We start from the raw sequence: 22,319 nt of genomic DNA on the forward strand, positions 1-22,319 counted from the left end.
GCAGGGCTTGCCCGAGTCCTTGATTTCGCACATCTTTTCGCCTGAGTCCCGGAGGAGGGGGCGGGCATGCTGTATTTCTTCAAGCGGCTCAAGTGGCGCTTCATCTGGAGCTGGCGCGGGGTGCGGCGCACCTGGGAGAGCGAATACTCGTTCCGCTCCTGGGTATGGGCCAACGTGGTGTCAGCCGCCTTGGCGCTGATCTTGCCGATTTCCCTAGCGGAGCAGGCGCTTATCCTGTCGCTGGGCGTACTGGTCCTGGCGTTCGAACTGCTTAACACGGCGGTCGAACACACCGTCGACTACATCTCGGAAGAGACCCATCCGTTGGCCGAGAAGGCCAAGGACGCGGCCAGTGCCGGGGTCTTCCTGTCCTCGCTCGCCGCCGGCACCGCCTGGCTGGTGGTATTGACCCAGTTCATTCCCTGGTAACCCGGGTTACCGCCACCGCACGGGGCAAAACGGCGGTCTGGCCACCCGGCTGGCAATCCGGCTGGCAGCCCGTCTGGCGCCCGGTGGCGCAAGGATTTGGCAAGGCGCGGGGTTAACACGGCGTCCGGTGCGGCGTGCAGGCCCCGGTGCCGGAAAGATCGACCGGGCCGGGGCGCGACGGGCTCAGAGCTTGGAATGGCTGCCGTCGCAAAGCGGTGCCTTCGACGAGTGCTTGCAGCCGCAGAAGAAAACCTTCTTCGAGGTCTCGGCGGTATACTTGATCGGCGAGAAGCCGGTGTCCTTGTGGCTGCCGTCGCAGAACGGCTGCTTCTTGGACTTGCCGCAGGCGCACCAGAAGTAGTTCTTGCCTTCTTCGACCTCGACGGCAAAGGGGGCTTTCTGGGCGATCTCGGGGGTGTCGGTCATTGGGTGCGTCTCCTAGGGTTCGGCGTGGTGGCGGCCAAGGTGGCGCGGAGCAGGAGGAAGGTCAATGCGGTGATCTGCGCGCGGTTGCAGGGGGGATGTGCTCAGATGCCGTCCACGATCACCACGTGGCCGGTGGAGCAGGACCGGCGCAGCTCCTTGAGCGGGGCGTAGGCGTCGGATTTGAACAGCGCACGGGCGCTGTCCATGTCGGGAAACTCGAACAGGACGATGCGGGTCGGCTGCCAGTCGCCTTCGAGGACTTCGTGCGCACCGCCGCGGGCGAGCTATCTGCCGCCCATCTGCTCGACCACGGGTTTCACCCGTTTCATGAATTCCGCATAGGGTTCGGGATCGTGAATTTCGACGTCGTAGATCAGGTAAGCGGGCATGGGGTTCTCCTTTGGCTTCGGGAAGCGTAGCATGAAAGCCGCAAGGGGATGCGTTTGTTGCGCAACAGGTTTCCGGAGGAGGGACAAGGGATGATTGCACGCAGGCTGGTTCTGGCATTGCCGTTACTGTTTGCCGCACCGGTGATGGCGCAGGAGATACCGTCGGACATTTCCGGCACCTACCGCGTCGAGGGGCGCAACCCGGACGGCTCGGCCTATACCGGCCAGCTGACCGTGGTGGAAAGCACCGGCGGGGCGGTGGCGTTTGCCTGGATCGTCGCCAAGCAGAGCTATGCCGGGGTCGGCACCCGCGACGGCCGGGTGGTGACCGTGGACTGGGGCGCCGACACGCCGGTGGTTTACGTGATCATGCCGGGGGGCAAGATGTACGGCACCTGGGCGGACGGCAAGGCGCTGGAGCGGGCGGTGAAGTGAGGCGTTTGGTGGGTTGAAAACGCGCCCGTCGGGGTAACTCTTGAACAGACCGGTCGCGCGGCGGCACGCCGGGCAGCGCCCGACCCGCCCCCCACGGGGCGGGCGCTTATTCGGCGTTGGGAATGTTTCGGCGGGTATCGCATCTGCGCCGAAGCGCGCGGTTCGGAACCGCCCCGCCGGGTCGGACGCTGCCCGGGGTTCAGGCGGGGAGCCGTCCCCACAAATCATATTCCCCCGCCTCGTCGACCTCGACGGTGACGATTTCCCCGACTGACAGCCCCTCGGTGCCCTCGTCGATGAACAGATTGCCGTCGATTTCGGGCGCATCCGCTTTTGTCCGGCAGGTGGCGATGCCGTCATCGTCGATGTCGTCGATGATGACGTCGAGAGTCTGGCCGACTTTCGCCGCCAGCTTGGCCTCGGAAATCGTCTGGGCCTTTTCCATGAACCGTTCCCAACGCTCCTGCTTGACCTCTTCGGGGACGTGGTCGGGTAAAGCGTTGGAGGCGGCGCCGGCGACGTTTTCGTACTGGAAGCAGCCGACCCGGTCGAGCTGGGCCTCGTCGAGCCAGTCGAGCAAAGTCTGGAATTCTTCCTCGGTTTCGCCGGGATAACCGACGATGAAGGTCGAGCGCAGGGTGATGTCGGGGCAGATGTCGCGCCATTCGGCGATCCGGTCGAGGGTCTTTTCCGCCGCCGCCGGGCGGGCCATGCGCCTCAGCGTGTCGGGATGGGCGTGCTGGAAGGGCACGTCGAGATAGGGCAGGATCAGCCCCTCGGCCATCAGCGGGATCAGCTCGCGCACATGCGGGTAGGGATAGACGTAGTGCAGCCGGACCCAGGCGCCCAAGCTGCCGAGGTCGCGGGCCAGCGCGGTGATCGGCTGTTCGCCCGCAGGCCGGTCGTCGCGCGGCCAGTCGATGCCATAGGCGGACGTGTCCTGCGAGATGACCAGAAGTTCCCGGACGCCGCTCTCCACCAATTTTTCGGCCTCGCGCAGCACAGCGCGGTGCGGGCGCGAGACCAGCCGCCCGCGCATCGCCGGGATGATGCAGAATTTGCAGTGGTGATTGCAGCCTTCCGAAATCTTGAGATAGCTGTAATGCCGCGGGGTGAGCTTGACGCCCGAGGCCGGCAGCAGGTCGATGAACGGGTCTGGGTCGGGCGGCACGGCGGCGTGCACCGCCTCGAGCACCTGTTCATACTGGTGCGGGCCGGTGACGGCGAGGACGCGGGGATGCGCCCCGGTGATGTAGTCGGGCTCGGCCCCGAGGCAGCCGGTGACGATGACCTTACCGTTTTCAGTGAGGGCCTCTCCGATGGCGTCGAGGCTTTCCGACTTGGCGCTATCGAGGAAACCGCAGGTGTTGACGATCACCGCGTCGGCGCCGGCATAATCGGGCGAGATGCCGTAGCCCTCGGCCCGGAGCCGGGTGAGGATGCGTTCGCTGTCGACCAGCGCCTTGGGGCAGCCGAGCGAGACCATGCCGATGGTGGGCTGGCCGGGGCGACGCGCATCGGAGAGCCGCGCGTGGGCGAGGTCGGGTCGGAGATCGGGCGGATTGGTCATGGCGCGGGTGATAACCGGGATTGGGGGCGCGGGAAAGAGGCGGCGTGCCGGCGTGCCGGCGTGTCCTGTCCGGGAACATGTGCATTGCGACGCGGGTCTGCAACGCGGGGCGATATCGGGGCGGGGGGACCGGCGGCGGTTCAAGTTTGACTGGAAACCCGATCCGCATTCCGGGTATGAGCGCGTCAGCAGGGATTGTTGCGGTTGTTCGCCTGTCCGTCTCGCGCGGTGCGGGGCGAAAGGCCCGCGTTTTCCGCGGCGCCTCGGCCCCCACCCCGGGGCCCGGGCGGACCAGACCGCCCGGGGGCGCAGGCAAGGGGGCACTCATGCGCTGGATCATCAGAATGGCAATGGCGTTGGTTGTAGCGGCGGTCCTGTTGTTGGGGCTTGTTCTGCTGCTGCCGGGCGAGAAGATCGCCGGCGTGGCGCTGGAACAGATCCGCCAGGCGCTGGGACGCGATGTGCGGCTGGACGGCAAGGCCGAGATCAGCCTGCTGCCGACGCTGCGGGTGCGTACCGGCGCGGTGACGGTGGCCAACGCCGAGTGGTCCGACAGCGGGCCGATGCTGACGGCCGAGGGACTTTTGATCGCGGTCGAAACCCTGCCGCTTTTGCGCGGCGAGATCCGGGTGAAGTCGGTGGAGCTCGATGCGCCGGTTCTGTTGCTGGAACGGTCCCGCGACGGGCGGGCCAACTGGGACACGAAACGCGGGGACGCATCGGCGGACGGCGGCGGCGCGTCCGAGAAAGCGGTGCAGGGAATCGACAAGCTGGAGTTGCGCAATGGCAAGGTGACCTATGCCGACGGCGTCACCGGCAAGTTGCGCGTCTACAGCGCGGTCAACGCCAGCCTCTCCGCCACCGACCTGCGGGGCCGTGCGACGCTGACGCTGGGGTTTGTCACCGGCGAGGGAAAAAGCGCTGGTGCGCCGGTCGTGGTCACGAGCCGGATCGATGGTCTGAGACCGTTCGTGGAGGGCGGGACCGTGCCGATCGAGGCGACGCTGTCGGCGGCGCAGGGCGAACTGCGGTTCGTCGGGCGGGCCAATATCGGCGGCGAACTGGCCGGCGAGATCAACGCCGAGCTGCCGCGGACCGCCGCCTTTGCCGCGGCGCTGGGAGTCCCCGGAGTCGCGCCGGGACGCGGTCTGGGTCAGCAGCTGACGGGCGGCGGCAAGATCGTCGTGACCGGGGGGCGCAAACTGGCGTTGCGGGACTTCCAGGCGAGGCTCGATCACAACCGGCTGACGACCGACATGGATGTCGATTTCGGCCGCGACACGCCCTATGTAACCGCCCGTATCAGCGCTGGGGAGCTGGACTTTACCCGGCCGCAGGGTGATGGCGGCGGGGCCGCTCAGGGTCAGGGGGGGTGGTCGCCCGATCCGATCGATGCCGGCATCCTGGGGCTGCTCGATGGTCAGGCGCGGCTCACGCTGGACTCGGCCACCTTCGACGGGTTCCGGGCGGGGCCGAGCGACATCGGCATCACACTCGAGCGCAGCCGGGCGGTGTTCGCGCTGACTCAGGTGGCGGCCTATGGCGGCACGCTGGGGGGCGAGTTCGTGATCAACAATCGCAGCGGGTTGTCGGTGGGCGGCAAGCTGACCATGCGTCAGGTCGATGCCGAGGCGATGCTGAGCGACACCGCCGGCATCACCCGCTTGTCCGGCAGGTTCGGGGGCGCGGTGAATTTCCTCGGGGTCGGCAAGTCGGTCCAGGCGATCATGGACAGTCTCAGAGGCGACGGCCGGATGCAGATGGAAACCGGTCGGATCAGCGGTATCGACCTCGACCGTCTGATGCGCTCGGGTGAAGTCACGAGCGGCACCACGATCTTTGACACGCTCACGGCGACGTTCACCCTGGACGGCGGCAACTTGCGCAATGACGACCTGAAGATGGTGCTGCCCAATATAGAGGCGACCGGCAAGGGTCGGGTGGGGCTGGGCGCGCGCGACATCGATTACCTGCTGATCCCGGTGGCGTTGAAGGCCCGTGGCGGCAAGGGGCTGGCCGTGCCGGTGCGGATCCGTGGACCGTGGAGTCATCCGCGCTACACACCGGACATGGGGGCGGCGGTCGACCTGAATCTCGCCGAAGAGAAGAAGGCGCTCGAGGACAAGGCCAAGGCGGCGGTGCAGGAGAAACTGGAGAAGGAGCTGGGCGTCGAAACCCAGGAAGGCCAGAGCCTGGAGGATGCCATCAAGCAGAAAGCCGAAGAAGAACTGTTGAAAGGGCTTCAGAAGCTTTTGGAATAGGGTGGAAGTCCAAGGAGCGGAAGCAGACCCATCGGAAAATCTGCCGTCCCGGGCTTGTCACATACGAAAGCGATGAGAATCCGGTTCAGAAGGTGCATTGCCACGTAGCCTGACAGCAGCCAAACCGGTGCCGCCTTCGCCATCTCGAAAGCCTCGGGGATGATATGAAGGAACGAGACCGAAATCAGGACACCTGCCGCAAAACAGGAAAAATACGTGGTGTTCGCGCGCGCCAATTCCTCAAACCGGCGCATGACGAGGAGGCCGACTGTTGTCACCCGGGCAGCGAGCAGGCTGGCTAGAAAGGATGTCCAGAAATGGGTGTCCACCAGCCCGCTCAAAACTGTGAACCAGAGAAATTGACAGTCATTTCTCGTCAGAGCCCGCAGACACCGCCTTGCGATCTAGGCCGCCTTGTTTCGTCGGCGGTGTCCCGTCGCTGTCCAACATTCCGACAAGCGACTTTAGAGCCAAGACGATTTCTCGAAGGATCTTCCCATTTTGGGCCACCGTCCACTCGTCGTCCGCTACACTGTTTTCGCAGGTATCGAAAACCCAGCGGCGCGGCATTCCGGACTTCTGCTCTTTCGTCGGAAGTTGGTCCGACAAGACCTACATCGGAGTTTCGCAAACAGAGGAAGGATCGAGAAGCGCGCGTTGCACGTGGCCATCAATCATCATCAGGCGCACCTCCTAGGATGGTCAATACCTGCTTCAAAGGACCGGACAGGGCCTGCTCGCCGGATCCCACAATGTCGCTGCGCCCATCAGCGATAGCCTTAGCTTCCTCGACATCCTTCATGCTGGCGCCAGTCGCCTGAACGGCCGCAATGATCTTTGCGTCGACCTCGCCAAGGATAGCTCTTAAACTTTCTTGCGTGATATGGGTCATCCACTTGCTCCCTAAAGACGTTGGTCAAAAGTGCTGAGGTGAAAACCTCGCCTCGTGCACCGCCGCTATGATGGATTAACAATCGCCTTTCCTCCAATAGAGAGAAGACCGCATTCTCGCATTGACGGAAATCAAAGCGGCAAGACTGAAACTTGGAATAAAAAATATTGCGGCGCTAGTCTGCACTCTCCTGTCAATGCGGTACAATCCATCTGCGTGTTTTTCAGCTGACGAAGGATAACGAGCGCTCTGTTGATCAAGCGAGAAAGGAGACCTGAATAATGGTACACAAAGAAACGGAAAGAGAAAAAACGACCATTATCAACGTACCGGAAGCCGTCGGCGTGTTCGATAGTTTCGAAGCCCAGCAGTCTGCCTTCTACGATCTCCGCGCGGTCGGTTTCCATCATTCGGACATCAGCCTCCTGGGCAGCAAGGAGGCCTTGGAAGAGAAACTCGGCAAAGCTTATTGGCGCGCGGAGGATCTTGAGGACGATCCGAGAGCACCCCGAGCCCATTTTGTGTCCGAAGAAGCGATTGGAGAACTCGAGGGGGCCATCGCAGGTGGCTTTTTCTTTGTGGGATCCTACATCGCAATGGCAGCGATGCTCACGCCTGTCAGCACTCTCGCCGCTTCAATCGCCGCAATAGCGATTGGTGGAGGCCCGGCGGCTGTCTTGGGGACGATTCTCGCCGGCCGCGTCGGAAAGCACCACAAGGATTACTACGCTGACCAGATCCAGCACGGCGGGATCCTGATGTGGGTGCGCTGTCGAGACAAGGAGCGTGAGGAACTCGCCGTCAAGATCATGACAGGTCACTCGGGACGAGATGTGCATGTTCATGGCTGGAGTGAATAAGTGACGCAAGCGCCGAAATAGAGTTAGCGTTCTTCTATGCGCCACACGTTTCGCTGTGAGCGCGGCGCACAACGTGCATTGGGCCAAGAACATCCGTTCTTGCGCCTGGATCGAACGACTGTTCCGGGCTCGAAACCGATATTCGGTTCGCGGGGCGTGAACGTCCGATCGCCGCGACGGGCCATCCTGCACAAACTCGGAGACCGGGGTGCGGAGGTTACTCGGGATGTTCGGGGGCCCGTTTCGAGGGCGCGACATAGGGGCGGGTTACGTCGCGCAACCGGGCCTCGAGCGCTTCGGCCCGCAGCCGCAACGCCCCGTCGCCGGCCAGCGTGAGCAGGATCTGGCCGGCGGCGTCCTCGCCCGGCTGCCACTCGACCGAGAGCAACGACAGGATCAGGTCGGTGTCGGCCCGGTCGATCCCCTGGCTGGCGACGCCAAGCACGTTGTCGAAGACCAGCAGCGACCGCACCCGCTCGGGCGCGTGGCGGCCGCGGCCCGGGTCCTCCCAGCGGAAGCGGTTGAGCAGCAGCGCGAAGCGGCGTTTGCGCGGCTGCCAGCGCATCTCGGTGATCGGGAAGACCGCGTCCTGTGTCAGTGTCGAGATCACCTTGAGATCCTCGGCGTCGAGCGCGCCGATGTTGAGTGGGCTCTCGTGGCCTTCTGTGAAGCTAGCGTCGGTCATTTTTCGCGCACCCGTTCGATTTTCGCGCCGACGCCCTCGAGCTTGCGCACCACGTGCTCGTAGCCGCGATCAAGATGATAGACGCGGGAGACCACGGTTTCGCCTTCGGCGGCGAGGCCGGCGAGGATGAGTGAAACGGAGGCGCGCAGATCGGTGGCCATCACCGGCGCGCCCTTGAGCCGTTCGACACCGTGCACGGTGGCGGTGCCGCCGTGGACCTCGATCCGGGCGCCCATGCGCACAAGCTCGGGCGCGTGCATGAAGCGGTTTTCAAAGATCTTCTCTTCCAGCACCGAGGTGCCTTGCGCGGTGCAGAGCAACGCCATCATCTGTGCTTGCAGGTCGGTCGGGAAGCCGGGGAAGGGCGCGGTGGTGACGTTGACGGCCTTGACCCGGCCATTCTTGCGACAGACCTTGAGGCCGCGGTCGGTCTCGGTCACCTCGATACCGGCTTCATCGAGTTTCTCGACGAAGCTACGCACCAGATCGAGCTTGCCGCCCAGGCATTCGACCTCGCCGCCGGCGATGGCGGGGGCGAGCATGTAGGTGCCCAGTTCGATCCGGTCGGTGACGACCGGGTGGGTGGCACCGGAGAGCCGGTCGACGCCCTGGATGGTGATGGTCGAGGTGCCGTCGCCGTCGATTTGCGCGCCCATCTCGCGCAGGCAGGCGGCGAGGTCGACGATTTCGGGCTCGCGCGCGGCATTTTTCAGGACGGTGGTCCCCTTGGCCAGCGTCGCCGCCATCAGCACGTTCTCGGTGGCGCCGACGGAGGCGAAGGAGAACTCGACCGTGGCGCCCTTGAGCCCGCCTGGCGCCTTGGCATGCAGGTAGCCGTCCTTGAGTTCGATCTCGGCGCCAAGCGCTTCGAGCCCGTGGATGTGCAGGTCCATCGGTCGCGCGCCGATGGCGCAGCCGCCGGGCAGAGACACCACCGCGTGACCGAGCCGGGCCAGCATCGGACCCAGAACGAGGTTCGAAGCCCGCATCTTGCGGACGATGTCGTAGTCGGCGACGTGGCTGGTGAGGTCGTGGCTGGACATTGCCAGCACCTGGCCGTCCTGCATGGTGGTGACCTCGGCGCCCAGCGATTGCAGCAGCTGGGTCATCGTCTTGATGTCCGACAGCCGCGGCGCGTTGGTCAGCGTCAGCGGCTCTTCGCTGAGCAGCGTGGCCGGCATCAGTGTGAGGCAGGCGTTCTTGGCGCCGGCGATGGGTATCTCGCCCCTGAGTTCACCGTTGCCGGTGACGATGATCTGGTCCATGGGCTCACGCGTCCTTTTGGTCTTTGTCACCCGGCTTGACCGCCTGGCGCGCCTTGGCCTGGGCCTTGCGCCGCGCCATGTTGGCCTTGAGCGCGGCCTTGAGGCGCGCGTCGCGGTCGTTTGGTGGTTTCGCGGGTGTCTTGCTGCTCATGCTCACCTCTTAAAGGAGCCGCAAAAAACAGTCCAGATTGCCCTTGCGCCGCGCGGCGTTTGCGTCTAATCAGCCGCCCACGCGATTAGCGCAGGCTGCTGCTGTAGCTCAGTGGTAGAGCACTCCCTTGGTAAGGGAGAGGTCGACAGTTCAATCCTGTCCAGCAGCACCATTTCTCCGCCTGATTTTGTCCTCCGTTACGAGCTTGACCGCTGTCGCCTATTCGACCCGCCGCACGCGATAGTCGTGGATGATCGTCTTGGAATGGATCTCCGTCCGGCTCGACTCGGAGAATGGCGGCGGCAGGTCCTGCAGCGGGATGTCGTGGCCGCGCGCCCGATTGAAGAAGTCGGTATCCTGGTCGAAATAGCTGCTGGTTTCGGTTCTGTTACGCTCGCACGTGGCCTGGCCCTCGCCTTCTGCGCACTGGTAGGCGAAGACGGCACTGACCGTGGCCGATGGGATCAGGGCAGAGGGCCACGACAGCTGGACGGACTGTCCTGTCGTGCTGCCGCCAAGCGAGGTGCCTGCGAGCGCCCGGACCTTGCCGCAATTGGTGCAGCGGCTTGAGACAACGCGGTAGATTTCCGGATCCTGCTCGTAGCTGGCGGTGGCGTCTGCGCGGGTGACAACGGCGTTGACAAAGACCCAGTCCTTCTTGCGGCGTTCGAGCGTCACCCGGACCGTGAAATCGTAGCGGAAGGCAAAGCCGAAACGGTGTGTGACATCGAGCCATGCTCCGGTCTTGGGATCGAAGGCGGGATATGTGCGCAGGTTTGCCAGCGCCCGCTTGCCTTTGAGGGCGATGTCGTAGACCCGTTTCTCGCGCTCGAACACCAGCCGCCAGGAGTGGGTGAAACTGCATGGCCCGCCCTCGGCCGGATTGGTGACGCTCCAGGATTTCGTCCGGGTTGCGCCGGGTTCCAGCGGGATGCTCAGTTGTTCTCCCGGCCCGCCGATCGGGTCATTCCAGATCGTGGTGAACACCACGTCTTCCTGATTGCGGACATGCCCGGAAATCGAAGCGCTGCCGGTCTTGGTGCCAAGGATATCGGGGTGGCCCTGGGTGAAAGTGATGGAAAATGACCCGGTACCGGAAAACGGTCCGTCCTCATCCGGAAGTACGAAGTCGGTGCGTGTCTTGCTGGTCCAGGCATACACCCCGGACGGCCAGGTACACAGCGAGTCGCCCCATTCTTCCAGCGCCGCCTTGCGGTCTTCTGTTTGTGCCGGTGCGGCGGCAAAGGCCAGCAATGCGAAGAAGGCCGTTGAGAGCAGAGGCGTATGGGGACGTCGTGATGGCATGTTCTGGTTCGAAGCTTGGCGCGGGTCCGCGCAACAGGCAAGTGCTTGGACCTGACCTATGGACTGGCCGGCCCGTTCATCTCCAGCTGCCTTAGGTCGAGGCGGTGGCCGGATCAGGCTGGCTCGCCCGGGCGAAAGAATTCGGACGTCGCCTGCCGCCGCTCCAGCCACCAGCCGTATTGCTCGGGGTAGGTTTCGAATTGCAGGTCATGCTCCAGGGCCCGGGCGGCATGCAGGGCCCAGGCAGGATCGACCAGCGCTTCGCGGCCCACGGCGATCAGGTCGGCTTCACCCGCCGCTAGGATCGCTTCGGCCTGCTCGGCATGGGTGATCAGGCCCACGGCCATGGTGGTCATGCCAAGATCGCGCCGCACCCGGGCGGCATAGGGCACCTGGAAACCGGGCTGGCGCTTGCCGCTGGCGGAGGAGGTGGCCGGGCCGGCGATACCGCCCGAGGAACAGTCGAGCACGTCGACGCCGCGGGCCGCCAACTCGCGCGCCAGCGCCACGGTGTCGTCGAGCGACCAGCCCTGCGGATCGCCGTCGACGGCGGAGGTGCGGAAGAACAGTGGCAGATCGTCGGGCCAGACACCGCGCACCGCTTCGGTGATTTCGAGCGCCAGCCGCATGCGGTTTTCCAGGCTGCCGCCATAAGCGTCGTTGCGCTTGTTCGAGAGCGGTGACAGGAAGGAATGCACCAGATAGCCATGGGCGCCGTGGATCTCGACGATCTTGTAGCCTGCAGCCAGCGCCCGTTTTGCTGCGGCGGCGTAGTCCTCGATCAGTCGCGCAATGTCGTCGGTGGTGAGCGCCTGCGGCACGGGCCAGCCGTCATCGACCGGGTCGGCCGAAGGGCCGACCGGGGGCCAGGGCATGTCGCCACGGGCGAAGTCGTCTTCGGTCAGCGGGCCGTTGCCGAACCAGGGCCGCTGCATCCCGGATTTGCGTCCGGCATGGCCGAGCTGCACCGCCGGGATGGCGCCGGCGCGCAGCGCGAACTGCGCCACCCGAGCGTGGCCCGGGATCTGGCTGTCGCACCAGAGCCCGGCGCAGCCATGGGTGATGCGGCCAGATTTCTGCACCGCGGTGGCCTCGGTGATGATCAGCCCGGCGCCGCCGGTGGCGAAGCGGCCGAGATGAACGAGGTGCCAGTCTTCGAGATGGCCGTCGTGGGCGGTGTACTGGCACATCGGCGGGATCACGACGCGGTTGCGCAAGGTGATGCCGCGCAGGCTGAGCGGGGAGAAAAGCAGTGGTATCTCGGACATCGGTTTTCCTTTGCGGAGGTTCAGCCGCTGGCGACTTGCTGGCGCAGCACGCGGCGCAGGATTTTGCCCGAGGCGGCCTTGGGGATCTCGGGGACGAGTCGCAGGTCGCGGACCTGCTTGTAATGCGACAACTCGCCGTCGAGATGATCCTGCAACTCGCCCAGCGTCGGCGGTTCTGCCGCGGACGCGGGGACGACGAAGGCGAGGGGGATTTCGCCGGCCTCGTCGTCGGGCACGCCGATTACCCCGACATCGGCGACCTTCGGATGGGTGATCAGCGCCGCTTCGAGTTCGGCCGGGGCGACCTGGAAGCCCTTGTACTTGATCAGCTCCTTGAGTCGGTCGGTGACGTACATGAAGCCGTCTTCGTCAAAGCGGACGATGTCGCCGGTATGCAGCCAGCCATCGGCATCGAGGGTTTCGGCGGTGGCCTCCGGGTTCTTCCAGTAGCCTTTCATCACCTGGGGGCCGCGCACCCAGAGTTCGCCCTCGGCGCCGGGCGCCACGTCCTGGCCGGTTTCGGGATCGATGACGCGGCATTCGGTGTTGGCCACCGTGAGGCCCGAGGCGCCCGGGCGGGCGCGATCCTTGGGCGAGGAATGCGACACCGGGGAGAGCTCGGTCATGCCATAGCCTTGTGTCGAAACGCAGGACAGGCGGGCCGCGACGGTGTCGGTGACGTCGCCGCCGAGCGGTGCCGCGCCGGAATTGACCTGTTCGATGGCCGAAAGATCAAACTGATCGACCATCGGGTGCTTGGCCAGCGCGATCATCACCGGAGGCACGACATACATGCGGCGGGTGCGGTGTTCGGCTGAGAGCCGCAGAAACAGCTCGAGATCGAAACGCGGCATGGTGACGAGGCCGCCGCCGGCGGCCAGCACCATGTTGAGCAGGCATTCCAGCCCGTAGATGTGGAAGAAGGGCAGGAAGGCCACCGTCATCTCGCCGGGCTCGGTATCGGTGGTGGCGAGCGTCTGGTCGATGTTGGAGGCGAGGTTGTAATGGGTGAGCATCACCCCCTTGGGCAGGCCGGTGGTACCCGAGGAGTAGGGCAGGGCGACGACATCATTGCGGAAATCGACCGGCGTCTGCTGGTCCTGCGGCGGGCCCATGAGGTCGGTGAGCGAAAGCAGGTCGTCGGGGGCCTCGCCGATGACGGCGATTTCCTTGACCGCCGTGTCCTGGGCCGCTGCACGGGCGGTGTCGAGAAAATGCGGGATGGTGATCAGCAGGGACGCGCCGGAGTCGCGCAGCTGATGCTGGACCTCGTGGGCGGTGTAGGTCGGGTTGATCAGCGTCACCGTGCCGCCGGCATAGGCGATGCCGTGGAACGCGATGGCGTATTCCGGCAGGTTGGGCGCCATCAGCGCGATCATCGTGCCCTGTCCGGTGCCGCGCGCGTTGAGACCGCCGGCCAGCGCTTTTACTGCATGGACGAACTGGGCCACCGTCACCGTGCGGCCGCTGGGGCCGTCGATCAGCAGGGCGCGGTCGGGGTCGTCGCCGAGGCCCTCGAACACGCGGTCGGTGATCGAGATCTCGCGCAGGTCGATCTCCGGATAGGGGCTGTTGATGATGGTCATGACGGCGGTCCTCCCTGAGCGCGGAGGCTAGGGCGGGAACGTGCGATTTGCCAAGCGGAACGCGCCGTCATTTACGGATGGCCGCACCCGGGCCACGCTCCCTGTCGACGTTGTGTCTACGGGACGCCATTGCACGAGCCCACCCGCCCGCGCGGCCCGGGTGTGCCCCGGTCGTCGGTCTGGCTGAAGAGACAAGGCCCGCGGGGGCGCTGCCCCCGGACCCCCGGGATATTTCAGGCAAGAGGAAGGGCGGGGTGATAATCCGGCGGCCCGACCGACGGATCGGGGCGGTCTGCGCCACCACGGTGCCGGAAGCAACACGCGCCCGGCTTGGCTGGGGCCGGGCGCGCGTCCGTGTTCCGGCTGTGCCGGCGGGATCAGGCCTTGAACACGCGGTAGATCGCCGGGATCACCAGCACGGTCAGCAGCGTCGAACTGAGCAGCCCGAACAGGAGCGAGATCGCGAGGCCCTGGAAGATCGGGTCGGCCAGGATAACCACGGCGCCGATCATCGCGGCGATGGCCGTCAGCAGGATCGGCTTGAAGCGGATCGCGCCGGCGGCCAGCAGGGTGTCGATCAGCGGCGTGTTCTCGTCGCCCTCGTGGCGGATGAAGTCGACCAGCAGGATCGAGTTGCGCACGATGATGCCGGCAAGCGCGATGAAGCCGATCATCGACGTTGCCGAAAACGGCGCCCCCAGCCACCAGTGGCCGCCGATGATGCCGAGGAAAGTGAGCGGGATCGGCGTCAGGATCACCAGCGGCAGGCGGAAGCTGCCGAACTGGGCCACCACCAGGATGTAGATGCCCAGCAGCGCCACGCCGAAGGCCGCGCCCATGTCGCGGAAGGTGATCCAGGTGACCTCCCATTCGCCGTCCCACAGGAGCGTGACGACGCTGTCGTCCTCGGGTTGCCCGTTGAGGCGGATGGTGGGCTTGGTGCCGTCTTCCCACTCCATCTTGTCGAGCTCCTCGGCCACGGCGAGCATGCCGTAGAGCGGCGCCTCGTATTGGCCTGCCAATTCGGCCATGACCATTTCGGCATAGCGGCCATTGTGGCGGAAAATCGGATAGGAGGCTTTCTCTTCCTCGATCTCGATCACGTCGCCGAGTTCCACCACGCCGCGGGCGCCGGGCAGAACGTTGGCGGGGATCGGGGTCGACAGGAAGCGTTCGTCGACCACGCGGTCGGAGCGGTCGCGTTCGACCCGGATCGGGATCGGGCGGCGGCCGTCTTCGCGATGGGAATAACCCACCGTCGTGCCGCCGTTAAGCACGGCGAGCGTGTCGAACACATCGGATTCCTGCACCTGGTGGAATTCCAGCTGGTCGGTCGAGATCCTGGCGCGCAGGCGGCGAGGCTGGATGCCGAAGCTGTCGTCGGTGTCGACGACGTAGGGCACCGCCTCGAACGCTTCGCGGATCTTGCTGGCCGCGGCGCGGCGGGTTTCGGCATCCGGCCCGTAGACCTCGGCCAGCAGCGTGGCGATGACCGGCGGGCCGGGCGGCGGTTCGACCGTTTTCAGCACCGTGCCGTCGGGCACCGGCAGCCCGGCGATGCGGTCGCGGATTTCGAGCGCGATCTCGTGGCTGGTGCGTTCGCGGTGATGCTTGGGTGCGAGGTTGATCTGCACGTCGCCCATCTGCGGCAGTTCGCGCAGGTAGTAGTGGCGCACCAGCCCGTTGAAGTTGAACGGTGCCGCGGCGCCGGCATGGGTCTGGGTCGAGATCACTTCGGGAAGCTCCAGCACCTCGGCCGCGACGGCCTGGGCCACCGCGTCGGTCTGCTCGACCGACGCACCTTCGGGCAGGTCGATGACCACGGAAAGCTCGGACTTGTTGTCGAAGGGCAGCAGCTTGACGGTGACGTCCTTGGTATAGAGCAGCCCGAGCGAGCCAAAGGAGGCGACGGCAGTGACCAGCAGGAAGATCAGCGCGCCGGACTTGGTGCGCAGAAGCGGTTTGGCGACGGCGGTATAGACCTTGCCGAGGACTCCTCCGGGGTGGCCGCCATACTCGTCGTCGTGGGCATGGGCCGACATGTCGGCGGAGCCCGCGAATTTCAGCATCAGCCACGGCGTGATCATCACCGCGACGAAGAAGGAAAAGATCATCGCCGCCGAGGCATTCGCGGGAATAGGCGACATGTAGGGGCCCATCAGGCCCGACACGAACAGCATCGGCAAGAGCGCGGCGACCACGGTGAGGGTGGCGACGATGGTCGGGTTGCCGACCTCGGCCACGGCGCGGATCGCCTTTTCGACGCGCGATGCCTTGTCTTTCATCGCCCAGTGGCGAGCTATGTTCTCGATCACCACGATGGCGTCGTCGACCAGGATCCCGATCGAGAAGATCAGCGCAAAGAGCGACACGCGGTTCAGCGTGTAGCCCATGAGGTTGGCGGCGAAGAGGGTCAGAAGGATGGTGACCGGGATCACCACGGCAACCACGATGGATTCGCGCCAGCCGATCGCAATCAGCACGAGGGCCACGATCGAGACGGTGGCGAGGCCGAGGTGGAACAGCAGTTCGTTGGCCTTTTCGTCGGCGGTTTCGCCGTAATCGCGGGTGACCTCGAGCTGGATCGTGTCGGGGATCAGCTCGGATTGGAGCTGAGCAACGCGGTGCAGGATCTGCTCGGCCACCAGCACGGCGTTGGCGCCGGCGCGCTTGGCGATGGCGAGCGTCACCGCCGGGGTGCGATGGATCTGGCCGTCGCCGTCGCGGATCACGTTGGCCACCAGCTTGTCCGAGGTGTCGGGAACGTAGGAGACATCGGCCACGTCGCGGACATAGACCGGGCGGCCGTCGCGCGAGGTCAGCAGCAGGTTGCCGATTTCGGTTGGTGCGCGCAAGGTTTCCCCGGCGACCAGCGCGATCTGGCCCCCCTGATCGCGCACGTTGCCGGTCGAGAAGGCCTTGTTGGCCATCTGGACCTTGCCGGCGAGCTGTTGAAGCGTGACGCCGTAGAGCGCCAGCCGCTCGGGGTCCGGCGCGATGCGGATCGCTTCGGGGCTGTCGCCGACCAGATAGGTGAGGCCGACATCGGTGATCTTGGCAACCTCGACCTGAAGCTCGCGGGCGACGCGGGTGATGTCGTTGGCGTTGACGGTGGTTTCGCCAGGCTTGGCCGAGAGCGTCAGTGCGACGATGGCAACGTCGTCGATGCCGCGGCCCACGATCAGCGGTTCGTCGATGCCGACCGGGATGCGGTCCATGTTGGCGCGGACCTTATCGTGGACGCGCAGAATGGCAGTGTCGGCCGAGGTACCCACGAGGAAGCGGGCGGTGACCATGGCATAGTCGTCCATCGTGGACGAATAGACGTGCTCGACCTCGTTGATGCCCTTGACGATGGTTTCCATCGGCTCGGTCACCAGCTTCACCGCGTCCTCGGCGCGCAGGCCGGGGGCCTGGATGTGGATGTCGACCAGCGGCACCGAGATCTGCGGCTCTTCTTCGCGCGGCAGCGCGACCAGCGCGACAAGGCCCATGGCGAGCGCCGCGAGGATCATCAGCGGGGTCAGTGGCGACTGGATGAAGGCGCGGGTCAGCCCGCCCGCGATGCCGAGCGATTTCTGCTCGGGCGCGTCGGAATTATGGCTGCTCATGTCAGTGCCCTTCGGTCTTGGCAGGGGTATAGGCAACGTCTTTGGTGGGCACGAGGCGTTCGCCCTCGGTCACGCCGGAGAGTATTTCAACCATCTCGCGGCCATCGATCAGATGGTGTTCTCCGGGCACGATGGCGCGCAGAGCGGTGTGGTCGTCTTCCTGCACGGTGACGAAATCAAGCCCCATCCGGGTGACGACCATATCAGCGGGCACGACGAGCGCCTGGGTTTCGCCCACCGGCAGGCGGACGAGGACGCGGGCGTTGACGAAGTCGGAGCCGAGCTCGTCAAGTTCCACGTCGGCGATGACGCGGCCGTTCTCGATCTGGGGATAGACCTTGGCGAGACGACCTTCCTGGGTGAGGTCTTCTTCGCCGAGCAGGATGCCGCTGCCTTCGCGCAGGAAGGTGGCGTGGCGTTCAGGCACAGCGAGGCGGAGGTAGAAGCCGCCGCCGCCGATGATCGCCACCGGCTCGCCCGGCATCAGCACCGAGCCCTGGGTAACCGGAACCGACAGGACGCGGCCCTCGATCGGTGCGAGAACGGCGCCTTCGGCGGCCTGTTGCTGAATCACGCGTTTCTGTGCTTCGGCCGCGGCGATCTGGGCCTTGAGCACGTCGACCTGGGTGCGCAGCGCGTCGAGCCGCTGCACGGTGGTAACGCCGCGCTGGAGCAGGTCTTCGCCGCGGGTCAGTTCGGTCTGGGCGTTTTCGAGCTGTGACGTGATCGCGGCGATGTCGGCGGTGACCGATTCGAGCTGCAGCGTCAGCTTGGCGTCGTAGATCATGCCGATCTGCTGGCCCTTCTCGATATCGGTGCCTTCGGTGACGCTGATTTCGGTCAGCAAACCGCCGATGCGCGACCGGGCAGGCACGTTGTTACGCGCCTCGATCTTGCCGAAAACGGCCTTCCATTCGGTGATAGTGGCCATCTCGACGCGGTCTTCGGCCGCGGCCCCCTGGGCAACGCCCAGCATTAGCCCGATGGCGGTGGCAATGATCGTCCTGCGCATGACAGATTCCCCGGAGTTCCTGAATTATGGCCCCACATATGCAGAATTTCGTATATGTTCAACCCCTTCGGTCGAGCCAGGATTAATTCTTGACCGGCCGGTCGGTTTAATGTTGAATTCAAACAACGTGTGCTGCATAGCTTTTCCCTATAGCATGCTTGAGCGGGAAAGACTTGTGTGATCTTTCCGGTTACAAGGGGCGCAGGGGACAGGATCCAAGCTGACCAGGCGGCGCGGATGGGGGAGGACTGGGCGGATGCCACGCATCGGACGCACCACGAGGAGGGTTGCCGAAACATGATGGTGTTTCACGGCTATTTCCGGTCGTCGTCTGCCTATCGTTGCCGGATCGCCTTCAACCTCAAGGGGCTCGACTATGAGTTTCGCCCGGTGCATCTGAAATCGGGGGCGCAGAAGGGCGAGGCCTACAGGGCGCTGAACCCTCAGATGCTGGTGCCGACCCTGGAAACCGAAGACGGCGCACGGCTGATTCAGTCACTGGCAATCATGGAATGGCTGGAGGAAACCCATCCCGAGCCGCCGCTTTTGTCCAAGGATCCGACCACGCGGGCGCAGGAGCGCGGCTTTGCCCAGGTGATCGCCTGCGAGATCCATCCACTGCAGAACCTGCGGGTGCTGAACTACCTGAGCGACGAGTTGGGTGCGGGCGAAGATCAGAAAAATGCATGGCTGACCCGCTGGCTGCGCGACGGGCTGGAGGCCTGCGAAGGGCTTCTGGAGAGGCGCGCGGCGCAGACGCCCTTCTGCTATGGTGAGCGGCCGGGAATGGCGGATATCTGCCTGGTGCCGCAGGTGTTTTCCGCCCAAAGGTTCAGTGTGGACATCAGCCATCTGACGCGTGTGAACGCGATTTACGAGACCTGTGCGGCGCTGCCCGAGTTCGAGCGCGCGCATCCGAAGAACCAGCCGGATTTCGAAGCATGACGCACCGGCGGGATGACCGACAACCAACCACCAACTGACAAAAGGGAGATGTCAGAATGATCACCAAACGCAAACTGATGGGCCTTGCGGCCAGCTCGGCGATGGCCGTGGCGTTGGGCACCGCCGCGATGGCGCAGGAAGTGACCCTGAAGATTCACCAGTTCCTGCCGATCCAGGCCAACGTTCCGAAACTGATCATCGAACCTTGGCGCAAGCAGGTCGAAGAAGCCTCGGGCGGCAAGATCAAGATCGACCACTATCCGTCGATGCAGCTGGGCGGCAAGCCGCCGCACCTGGCCGACCAGGTCAAGGATGGCGTCGCCGATATCGTCTGGACCGTGCTGGGCTATACCCCGGGTCGGTTCCCTCAGTCGGAAGTGTTCGAACTGCCCTTCGCCATGTCGAACGCCGAGGACACGTCCCGCGCCTTCTGGCAATATGCCGAAGCCAACATGCTGGACAAGGATTTCGCCGATTACAAGATCATCGCGGTCCATGTTCACGGCCCCGGCCTGATCCACTCGAAAGAGCCGGTCAAGTCGATCAAGGATCTGAACGGTGTCAAGCTGCGCGCGCCGACCCGGATGACCAACAAGCTGTTCACCCAACTGGGCGCCACGCCCGTGGGCATGCCCGTGCCGGCGGTGCCCGAAGCGCTGTCGAAAGGCGTGATCGATGCGACCGTCATCCCGTGGGAAGTGACCGGCGCGCTGAAAGTTCCGGAACTGGTGAAGAACCACACCGAGTTCGGCAACAACTCGCTCTATACGACGACCTTCATGTTCGCGATGAACAAGGATGTTTACGAGGGGCTGTCGGATGAACTCAAAGCTGTGATCGACGCCCATTCGGGCGAAGAGACCTCGGCCTGGTTCGGCAAGTTGATGGAAGGTGCCGATGCGCCGTCACGTGAAGCGGCTGCTGCTGCGGGCAACAACATCATGACGCTGTCGGAAGCCGAAGTGCAGGAGTGGAGAGACGCGTCCGCCGGGATCGAGGCCGAATGGATCGAAGAGATGAACGGCCTGGGCTTCGACGGTCAGGCGCTGGTCGATCAAGCCAAAGAGCTGATCACAAAAGCCGGCATGTAAGATGCTGACAGGAGTGGCCGCAGGTGATACTACCTGCGGCCAGTTCACATGTTAACGATGCCAGTGTCTGTCGGCTCACGGCAGCAGAACGGGGAGGACGCAACGTGGATATTCACCGGATCATGATGTTCCTGTCGCGGCTGATGGCCATCCTGGGGGGCCTGGTGCTGTCGGCGCTGGTTATTCTGACCTGCGTGTCGGTTCTGGGGCGAGGGATCAACACCTTCCTGCATTCGGACATGATCCAGAACTCGATGCCGGATCTGGCCCAAACCCTGCTGAACACCGGCGTGGGGCCTGTTCTGGGCGATTTCGAACTGGTCGAGGCGGGTATCGCCTTTGCCATCTTCGCCTTCCTGCCGCTGTGCCAGATCACGGCGGGGCATGCTTCGGTCGACATTTTCACCTCGCGTTTTCCACCGCGCATCAACCGGCTGATCCAGATGATTGTCGAGATCGTCTTTGCGATGGTGCTGATCCTGATCGCCTGGCGTCTGTACGAGGGCATGGTGTCGAAGATGAAATACAACGAGACAACTTTCCTGCTGCAATTCCCATTGTGGTGGGCCTATGCCGTCAGCCTGGTGTCCGCAGTCCTGGCCTCTTGCGTCGGCATCTACATGGCCGTCGTGCGGGTCTATGAATTCCTGACCATGCGCACCATCGTGCAGTCGGCGGAGGTGGAACATTGACCAATTTCGAGATCGGGCTGACCTCGTTCCCCGTATTGATGCTGATGATCTTCCTGCGGGTGCCTATTGGGCTGTCGATGTTCCTGGTCGGTCTTTTCGGGCTGTACCTGGTCACCGGCGGCTGGAACGTGGCGCTTTCGCGGCTGAAGACCGAGACCTATGGCACCTTTTCCAGCTATTCGCTGTCGATCGTGCCAATGTTCCTGCTGATGGGGCATTTCGCGACGTTGGGCGGCATGTCGACGGCGTTGTTCAAGGCCGCCGAGAGCTGGCTGGGGCACCGGCGCGGCGGCGTCGCCATGTCGGCGGTGGGCGCCTGCGCCGGCTTCGGGGCGATCTGCGGCTCGTCGCTGGCCACGGCGGCCACCATGAGCCAGGTGGCGCTGCCCGAGCTGCGGCGTTACGGCTATTCCGGCGGGTTCTCGACGGCAACACTGGCCGCGGGCGGCACGCTGGGCATCCTGATCCCGCCCTCGGTGATCCTGGTGATCTATGCCATCCTGACCGAGCAGAACATCGCCAAGCTGTTCCTGGCGGCCTTCATTCCAGGCATCCTGGCGGCGATCGGCTATATCATCACTATCTCGATCTATGTCCGGATCCACCCCGACGCCGCCGGCACCCGCGAGCCGGTGCCTTATGGTGACCGTATCCGCGCGCTGCTGGACGTCTGGCCGGTGCTGCTGGTGTTCCTGCTGGTGGTCGGCGGCATCTATCTGGGTTGGTTCACGCCGACGGAAGGCGCCGCCGTGGGGGCCTTCGGCACCGGGCTGATCGCCTTTCTGAACGGTGGGCTGAAACGCGCCACGCTGGTCGACAGTTTCCTGGCGACGGGGCGGTCGACCGCGATGATCTTCTTTATCGTGCTGGGGGCGGCCTTCTATAACGGCTTCCTGGCACTGACCCAGGTGCCGCAGGAACTGGCGGGCTGGGTGGCCGAATTGGGGTACAGCCCCTGGGTAATCTTGGCGATGATCCTGCTGCTCTATCTCGTGTTCGGTTGCCTGATGGACAGTCTCAGCATGATCCTGCTGACGATCCCGATCTTCTTCCCGATCATCAGCCAGCTGGATTTCGGGCTGACCGCCGAGGAAACCGCGATCTGGTTCGGGATCATCGTGCTGATCGTGGTCGAGGTCGGGCTGATCACGCCGCCGGTGGGGATGAACCTGTTCGTCATCAACTCGATGGACCGGACCACGCCGATGGTCGCCACCTATCGGGCGGTGATGTATTTCGTCGCGTCCGATATCGTGCGGGTGATCATCCTGGTGGCGTTCCCGTCGATCACGCTGTTCCTGCTGCGGGTATTGCATTGATCGCGGTGCGCTGAAACGCGGCGTGTGAGCGTCGGGGACACCTGGTCGGAAAGCGCAGGCGCCGCGACAATGCGGCGCTTGCAATCACATTCCATTACTGAGATATATTTGCGACTCCGCTTTGTTT

At 64.5% G+C, this 22,319-nt stretch carries 20 protein-coding genes, 1 tRNA gene and 1 pseudogene; 9 read left to right on the forward strand and 13 right to left on the reverse strand.

Annotated elements, in window-relative coordinates; translation table 11 throughout:
* Window positions 1–66 precede the first annotated feature (66 nt).
* A complete protein-coding gene (locus tag NO357_RS09465; protein ID WP_306735399.1) occupies window positions 67–429 on the forward strand; it encodes a diacylglycerol kinase in 363 nt (120 codons plus the stop codon).
* A 183-nt stretch (window positions 430–612) separates the two neighbouring features.
* Here NO357_RS09465 and NO357_RS09470 read toward each other — a convergent pair whose 3' ends face one another.
* The gene (locus NO357_RS09470; RefSeq protein ID WP_306735400.1) at window positions 613–855 is read right to left on the reverse strand and encodes a CDGSH iron-sulfur domain-containing protein; all 243 of its coding nucleotides are present in this window, start codon (window positions 853–855) and stop codon (window positions 613–615) included.
* A gap of 101 nt (window positions 856–956) precedes the next feature.
* Window positions 957–1,277 (reverse strand): annotated as a pseudogene (locus tag NO357_RS09475) (DUF1330 domain-containing protein).
* A gap of 57 nt (window positions 1,278–1,334) precedes the next feature.
* Between NO357_RS09475 and lfb1 the strand changes: the two are divergent.
* Entirely contained in the window at window positions 1,335–1,679 is a 345-nt protein-coding gene (gene lfb1 / locus NO357_RS09480; RefSeq protein WP_306735401.1) for an LIC10280 family protein, read from the forward strand.
* Window positions 1,680–1,878: 199 nt separating this feature from the next.
* Here lfb1 and rimO read toward each other — a convergent pair whose 3' ends face one another.
* Entirely contained in the window at window positions 1,879–3,249 is a 1,371-nt protein-coding gene (rimO, locus tag NO357_RS09485) for a 30S ribosomal protein S12 methylthiotransferase RimO (RefSeq protein ID WP_306735402.1), read from the reverse strand.
* 326 nt (window positions 3,250–3,575) lie between these two features.
* On the opposite strand from rimO, the gene NO357_RS09490 reads away from it, so the two are divergent.
* Window positions 3,576–5,510 (forward strand): AsmA family protein, encoded by a 1,935-nt coding sequence (locus tag NO357_RS09490; protein ID WP_306735403.1) that lies wholly within the window; start codon window positions 3,576–3,578, stop codon window positions 5,508–5,510.
* Here the strand turns inward: NO357_RS09490 and NO357_RS09495 are convergent.
* Window positions 5,492–5,839, reverse strand: coding sequence for a ZIP family metal transporter (locus NO357_RS09495; RefSeq protein ID WP_306735404.1), 348 nt, complete (start codon window positions 5,837–5,839; stop codon window positions 5,492–5,494). The two genes, NO357_RS09490 and NO357_RS09495, sit on opposite strands and share 19 nt — an antisense overlap.
* 341 nt (window positions 5,840–6,180) lie before the next feature.
* Window positions 6,181–6,402, reverse strand: a complete 222-nt coding sequence (locus NO357_RS09500; protein ID WP_306735405.1) for a hypothetical protein — start codon at window positions 6,400–6,402, stop codon at window positions 6,181–6,183.
* 281 nt (window positions 6,403–6,683) lie between these two features.
* Between NO357_RS09500 and NO357_RS09505 the strand changes: the two genes are divergently transcribed.
* Entirely contained in the window at window positions 6,684–7,262 is a 579-nt protein-coding gene (locus NO357_RS09505; protein ID WP_306735406.1) for a hypothetical protein, read from the forward strand.
* A gap of 217 nt (window positions 7,263–7,479) precedes the next feature.
* On the opposite strand, the gene NO357_RS09510 is transcribed toward NO357_RS09505, so the two are convergent.
* The 3 genes from NO357_RS09510 to NO357_RS09520 are packed head-to-tail and all read right to left on the reverse strand — an operon-like array spanning window position 7,480 to window position 9,363.
* A complete protein-coding gene (locus NO357_RS09510) occupies window positions 7,480–7,947 on the reverse strand; it encodes a DUF2948 family protein (protein WP_306735407.1) in 468 nt (155 codons plus the stop codon).
* Entirely contained in the window at window positions 7,944–9,212 is a 1,269-nt protein-coding gene (murA, locus tag NO357_RS09515) for a UDP-N-acetylglucosamine 1-carboxyvinyltransferase (RefSeq protein WP_306735408.1), read from the reverse strand. Before murA ends, NO357_RS09510 begins: the two co-directional genes overlap by 4 nt.
* 4 nt (window positions 9,213–9,216) lie before the next feature.
* Window positions 9,217–9,363 carry a hypothetical protein gene (locus tag NO357_RS09520; protein WP_306735409.1) on the reverse strand — a complete coding sequence of 49 codons (147 nt, stop codon included), beginning with the start codon at window positions 9,361–9,363 and terminating at the stop codon, window positions 9,217–9,219.
* Window positions 9,364–9,460: 97 nt separating this feature from the next.
* Here NO357_RS09520 and NO357_RS09525 point away from each other — a divergent pair.
* Window positions 9,461–9,535: transfer RNA gene (locus NO357_RS09525), tRNA-Thr, on the forward strand.
* A 47-nt stretch (window positions 9,536–9,582) separates the two neighbouring features.
* Here NO357_RS09525 and NO357_RS09530 read toward each other — a convergent pair.
* The 5 genes from NO357_RS09530 to NO357_RS09550 all read right to left on the reverse strand — a co-directional run bounded on the left by NO357_RS09530 (window position 9,583) and on the right by NO357_RS09550 (window position 18,145).
* Window positions 9,583–10,668 carry a hypothetical protein gene (locus NO357_RS09530; protein WP_306735410.1) on the reverse strand — a complete coding sequence of 362 codons (1,086 nt, stop codon included), beginning with the start codon at window positions 10,666–10,668 and terminating at the stop codon, window positions 9,583–9,585.
* Window positions 10,669–10,781: 113 nt separating this feature from the next.
* Window positions 10,782–11,936: an NADH:flavin oxidoreductase/NADH oxidase gene (locus NO357_RS09535; RefSeq protein ID WP_306735411.1), complete on the reverse strand. Its 1,155-nt coding sequence runs from the start codon at window positions 11,934–11,936 to the stop codon at window positions 10,782–10,784.
* Window positions 11,937–11,956: 20 nt separating this feature from the next.
* Window positions 11,957–13,522 (reverse strand): AMP-binding protein, encoded by a 1,566-nt coding sequence (locus tag NO357_RS09540; RefSeq protein WP_306735412.1) that lies wholly within the window; start codon window positions 13,520–13,522, stop codon window positions 11,957–11,959.
* Window positions 13,523–13,899: 377 nt separating this feature from the next.
* A complete protein-coding gene (locus tag NO357_RS09545; RefSeq protein WP_306735413.1) occupies window positions 13,900–17,133 on the reverse strand; it encodes an efflux RND transporter permease subunit in 3,234 nt (1,077 codons plus the stop codon).
* A 1-nt stretch (window position 17,134) separates the two neighbouring features.
* Window positions 17,135–18,145: an efflux RND transporter periplasmic adaptor subunit gene (locus NO357_RS09550; RefSeq protein WP_306735414.1), complete on the reverse strand. Its 1,011-nt coding sequence runs from the start codon at window positions 18,143–18,145 to the stop codon at window positions 17,135–17,137.
* Window positions 18,146–18,442: 297 nt separating this feature from the next.
* Here NO357_RS09550 and maiA point away from each other — a divergent pair, with 297 nt between their 5' ends.
* From maiA to NO357_RS09570, 4 genes are all read left to right on the forward strand, one after another.
* Window positions 18,443–19,090, forward strand: a complete 648-nt coding sequence (gene maiA / locus NO357_RS09555) for a maleylacetoacetate isomerase (protein ID WP_306735415.1) — start codon at window positions 18,443–18,445, stop codon at window positions 19,088–19,090.
* Between the two features lie 56 nt (window positions 19,091–19,146).
* Complete coding sequence (locus NO357_RS09560; protein ID WP_306735416.1) at window positions 19,147–20,181, forward strand: TRAP transporter substrate-binding protein; 1,035 nt, start codon at window positions 19,147–19,149, stop codon at window positions 20,179–20,181.
* 110 nt (window positions 20,182–20,291) lie between these two features.
* Complete coding sequence (locus NO357_RS09565; protein WP_306735552.1) at window positions 20,292–20,873, forward strand: TRAP transporter small permease; 582 nt, start codon at window positions 20,292–20,294, stop codon at window positions 20,871–20,873.
* Complete coding sequence (locus NO357_RS09570) at window positions 20,870–22,192, forward strand: TRAP transporter large permease (RefSeq protein WP_306735417.1); 1,323 nt, start codon at window positions 20,870–20,872, stop codon at window positions 22,190–22,192. Before NO357_RS09565 ends, NO357_RS09570 begins: the two co-directional genes overlap by 4 nt.
* Window positions 22,193–22,319 lie beyond the last annotated feature (127 nt).

The sequence above is a fragment of the Marimonas arenosa genome, from assembly GCF_030848945.1.
Classification (GTDB): Bacteria; Pseudomonadota; Alphaproteobacteria; order Rhodobacterales; family Rhodobacteraceae; genus Marimonas; species Marimonas arenosa.

Excerpts from the sequence above, each read along its gene's own strand:
- NO357_RS09465 (WP_306735399.1), top strand. The coding sequence starts at position 67 with ATGCTGTATTTCTTCAAGCGGCTCAAGTGGCGCTTCATCTGGAGCTGG.
- NO357_RS09470 (WP_306735400.1), bottom strand. The coding sequence starts at position 855 with ATGACCGACACCCCCGAGATCGCCCAGAAAGCCCCCTTTGCCGTCGAG.
- lfb1 (WP_306735401.1), top strand. The coding sequence starts at position 1,335 with ATGATTGCACGCAGGCTGGTTCTGGCATTGCCGTTACTGTTTGCCGCA.
- rimO (WP_306735402.1), bottom strand. The coding sequence starts at position 3,249 with ATGACCAATCCGCCCGATCTCCGACCCGACCTCGCCCACGCGCGGCTC.
- NO357_RS09490 (WP_306735403.1), top strand. The coding sequence starts at position 3,576 with ATGCGCTGGATCATCAGAATGGCAATGGCGTTGGTTGTAGCGGCGGTC.
- NO357_RS09500 (WP_306735405.1), bottom strand. The coding sequence starts at position 6,402 with ATGACCCATATCACGCAAGAAAGTTTAAGAGCTATCCTTGGCGAGGTC.
- NO357_RS09505 (WP_306735406.1), top strand. The coding sequence starts at position 6,684 with ATGGTACACAAAGAAACGGAAAGAGAAAAAACGACCATTATCAACGTA.
- NO357_RS09510 (WP_306735407.1), bottom strand. The coding sequence starts at position 7,947 with ATGACCGACGCTAGCTTCACAGAAGGCCACGAGAGCCCACTCAACATC.
- murA (WP_306735408.1), bottom strand. The coding sequence starts at position 9,212 with ATGGACCAGATCATCGTCACCGGCAACGGTGAACTCAGGGGCGAGATA.
- NO357_RS09520 (WP_306735409.1), bottom strand. The coding sequence starts at position 9,363 with ATGAGCAGCAAGACACCCGCGAAACCACCAAACGACCGCGACGCGCGC.
- NO357_RS09530 (WP_306735410.1), bottom strand. The coding sequence starts at position 10,668 with ATGCCATCACGACGTCCCCATACGCCTCTGCTCTCAACGGCCTTCTTC.
- NO357_RS09535 (WP_306735411.1), bottom strand. The coding sequence starts at position 11,936 with ATGTCCGAGATACCACTGCTTTTCTCCCCGCTCAGCCTGCGCGGCATC.
- NO357_RS09540 (WP_306735412.1), bottom strand. The coding sequence starts at position 13,522 with ATGACCATCATCAACAGCCCCTATCCGGAGATCGACCTGCGCGAGATC.
- NO357_RS09545 (WP_306735413.1), bottom strand. The coding sequence starts at position 17,133 with ATGAGCAGCCATAATTCCGACGCGCCCGAGCAGAAATCGCTCGGCATC.
- NO357_RS09550 (WP_306735414.1), bottom strand. The coding sequence starts at position 18,145 with ATGCGCAGGACGATCATTGCCACCGCCATCGGGCTAATGCTGGGCGTT.
- maiA (WP_306735415.1), top strand. The coding sequence starts at position 18,443 with ATGATGGTGTTTCACGGCTATTTCCGGTCGTCGTCTGCCTATCGTTGC.
- NO357_RS09560 (WP_306735416.1), top strand. The coding sequence starts at position 19,147 with ATGATCACCAAACGCAAACTGATGGGCCTTGCGGCCAGCTCGGCGATG.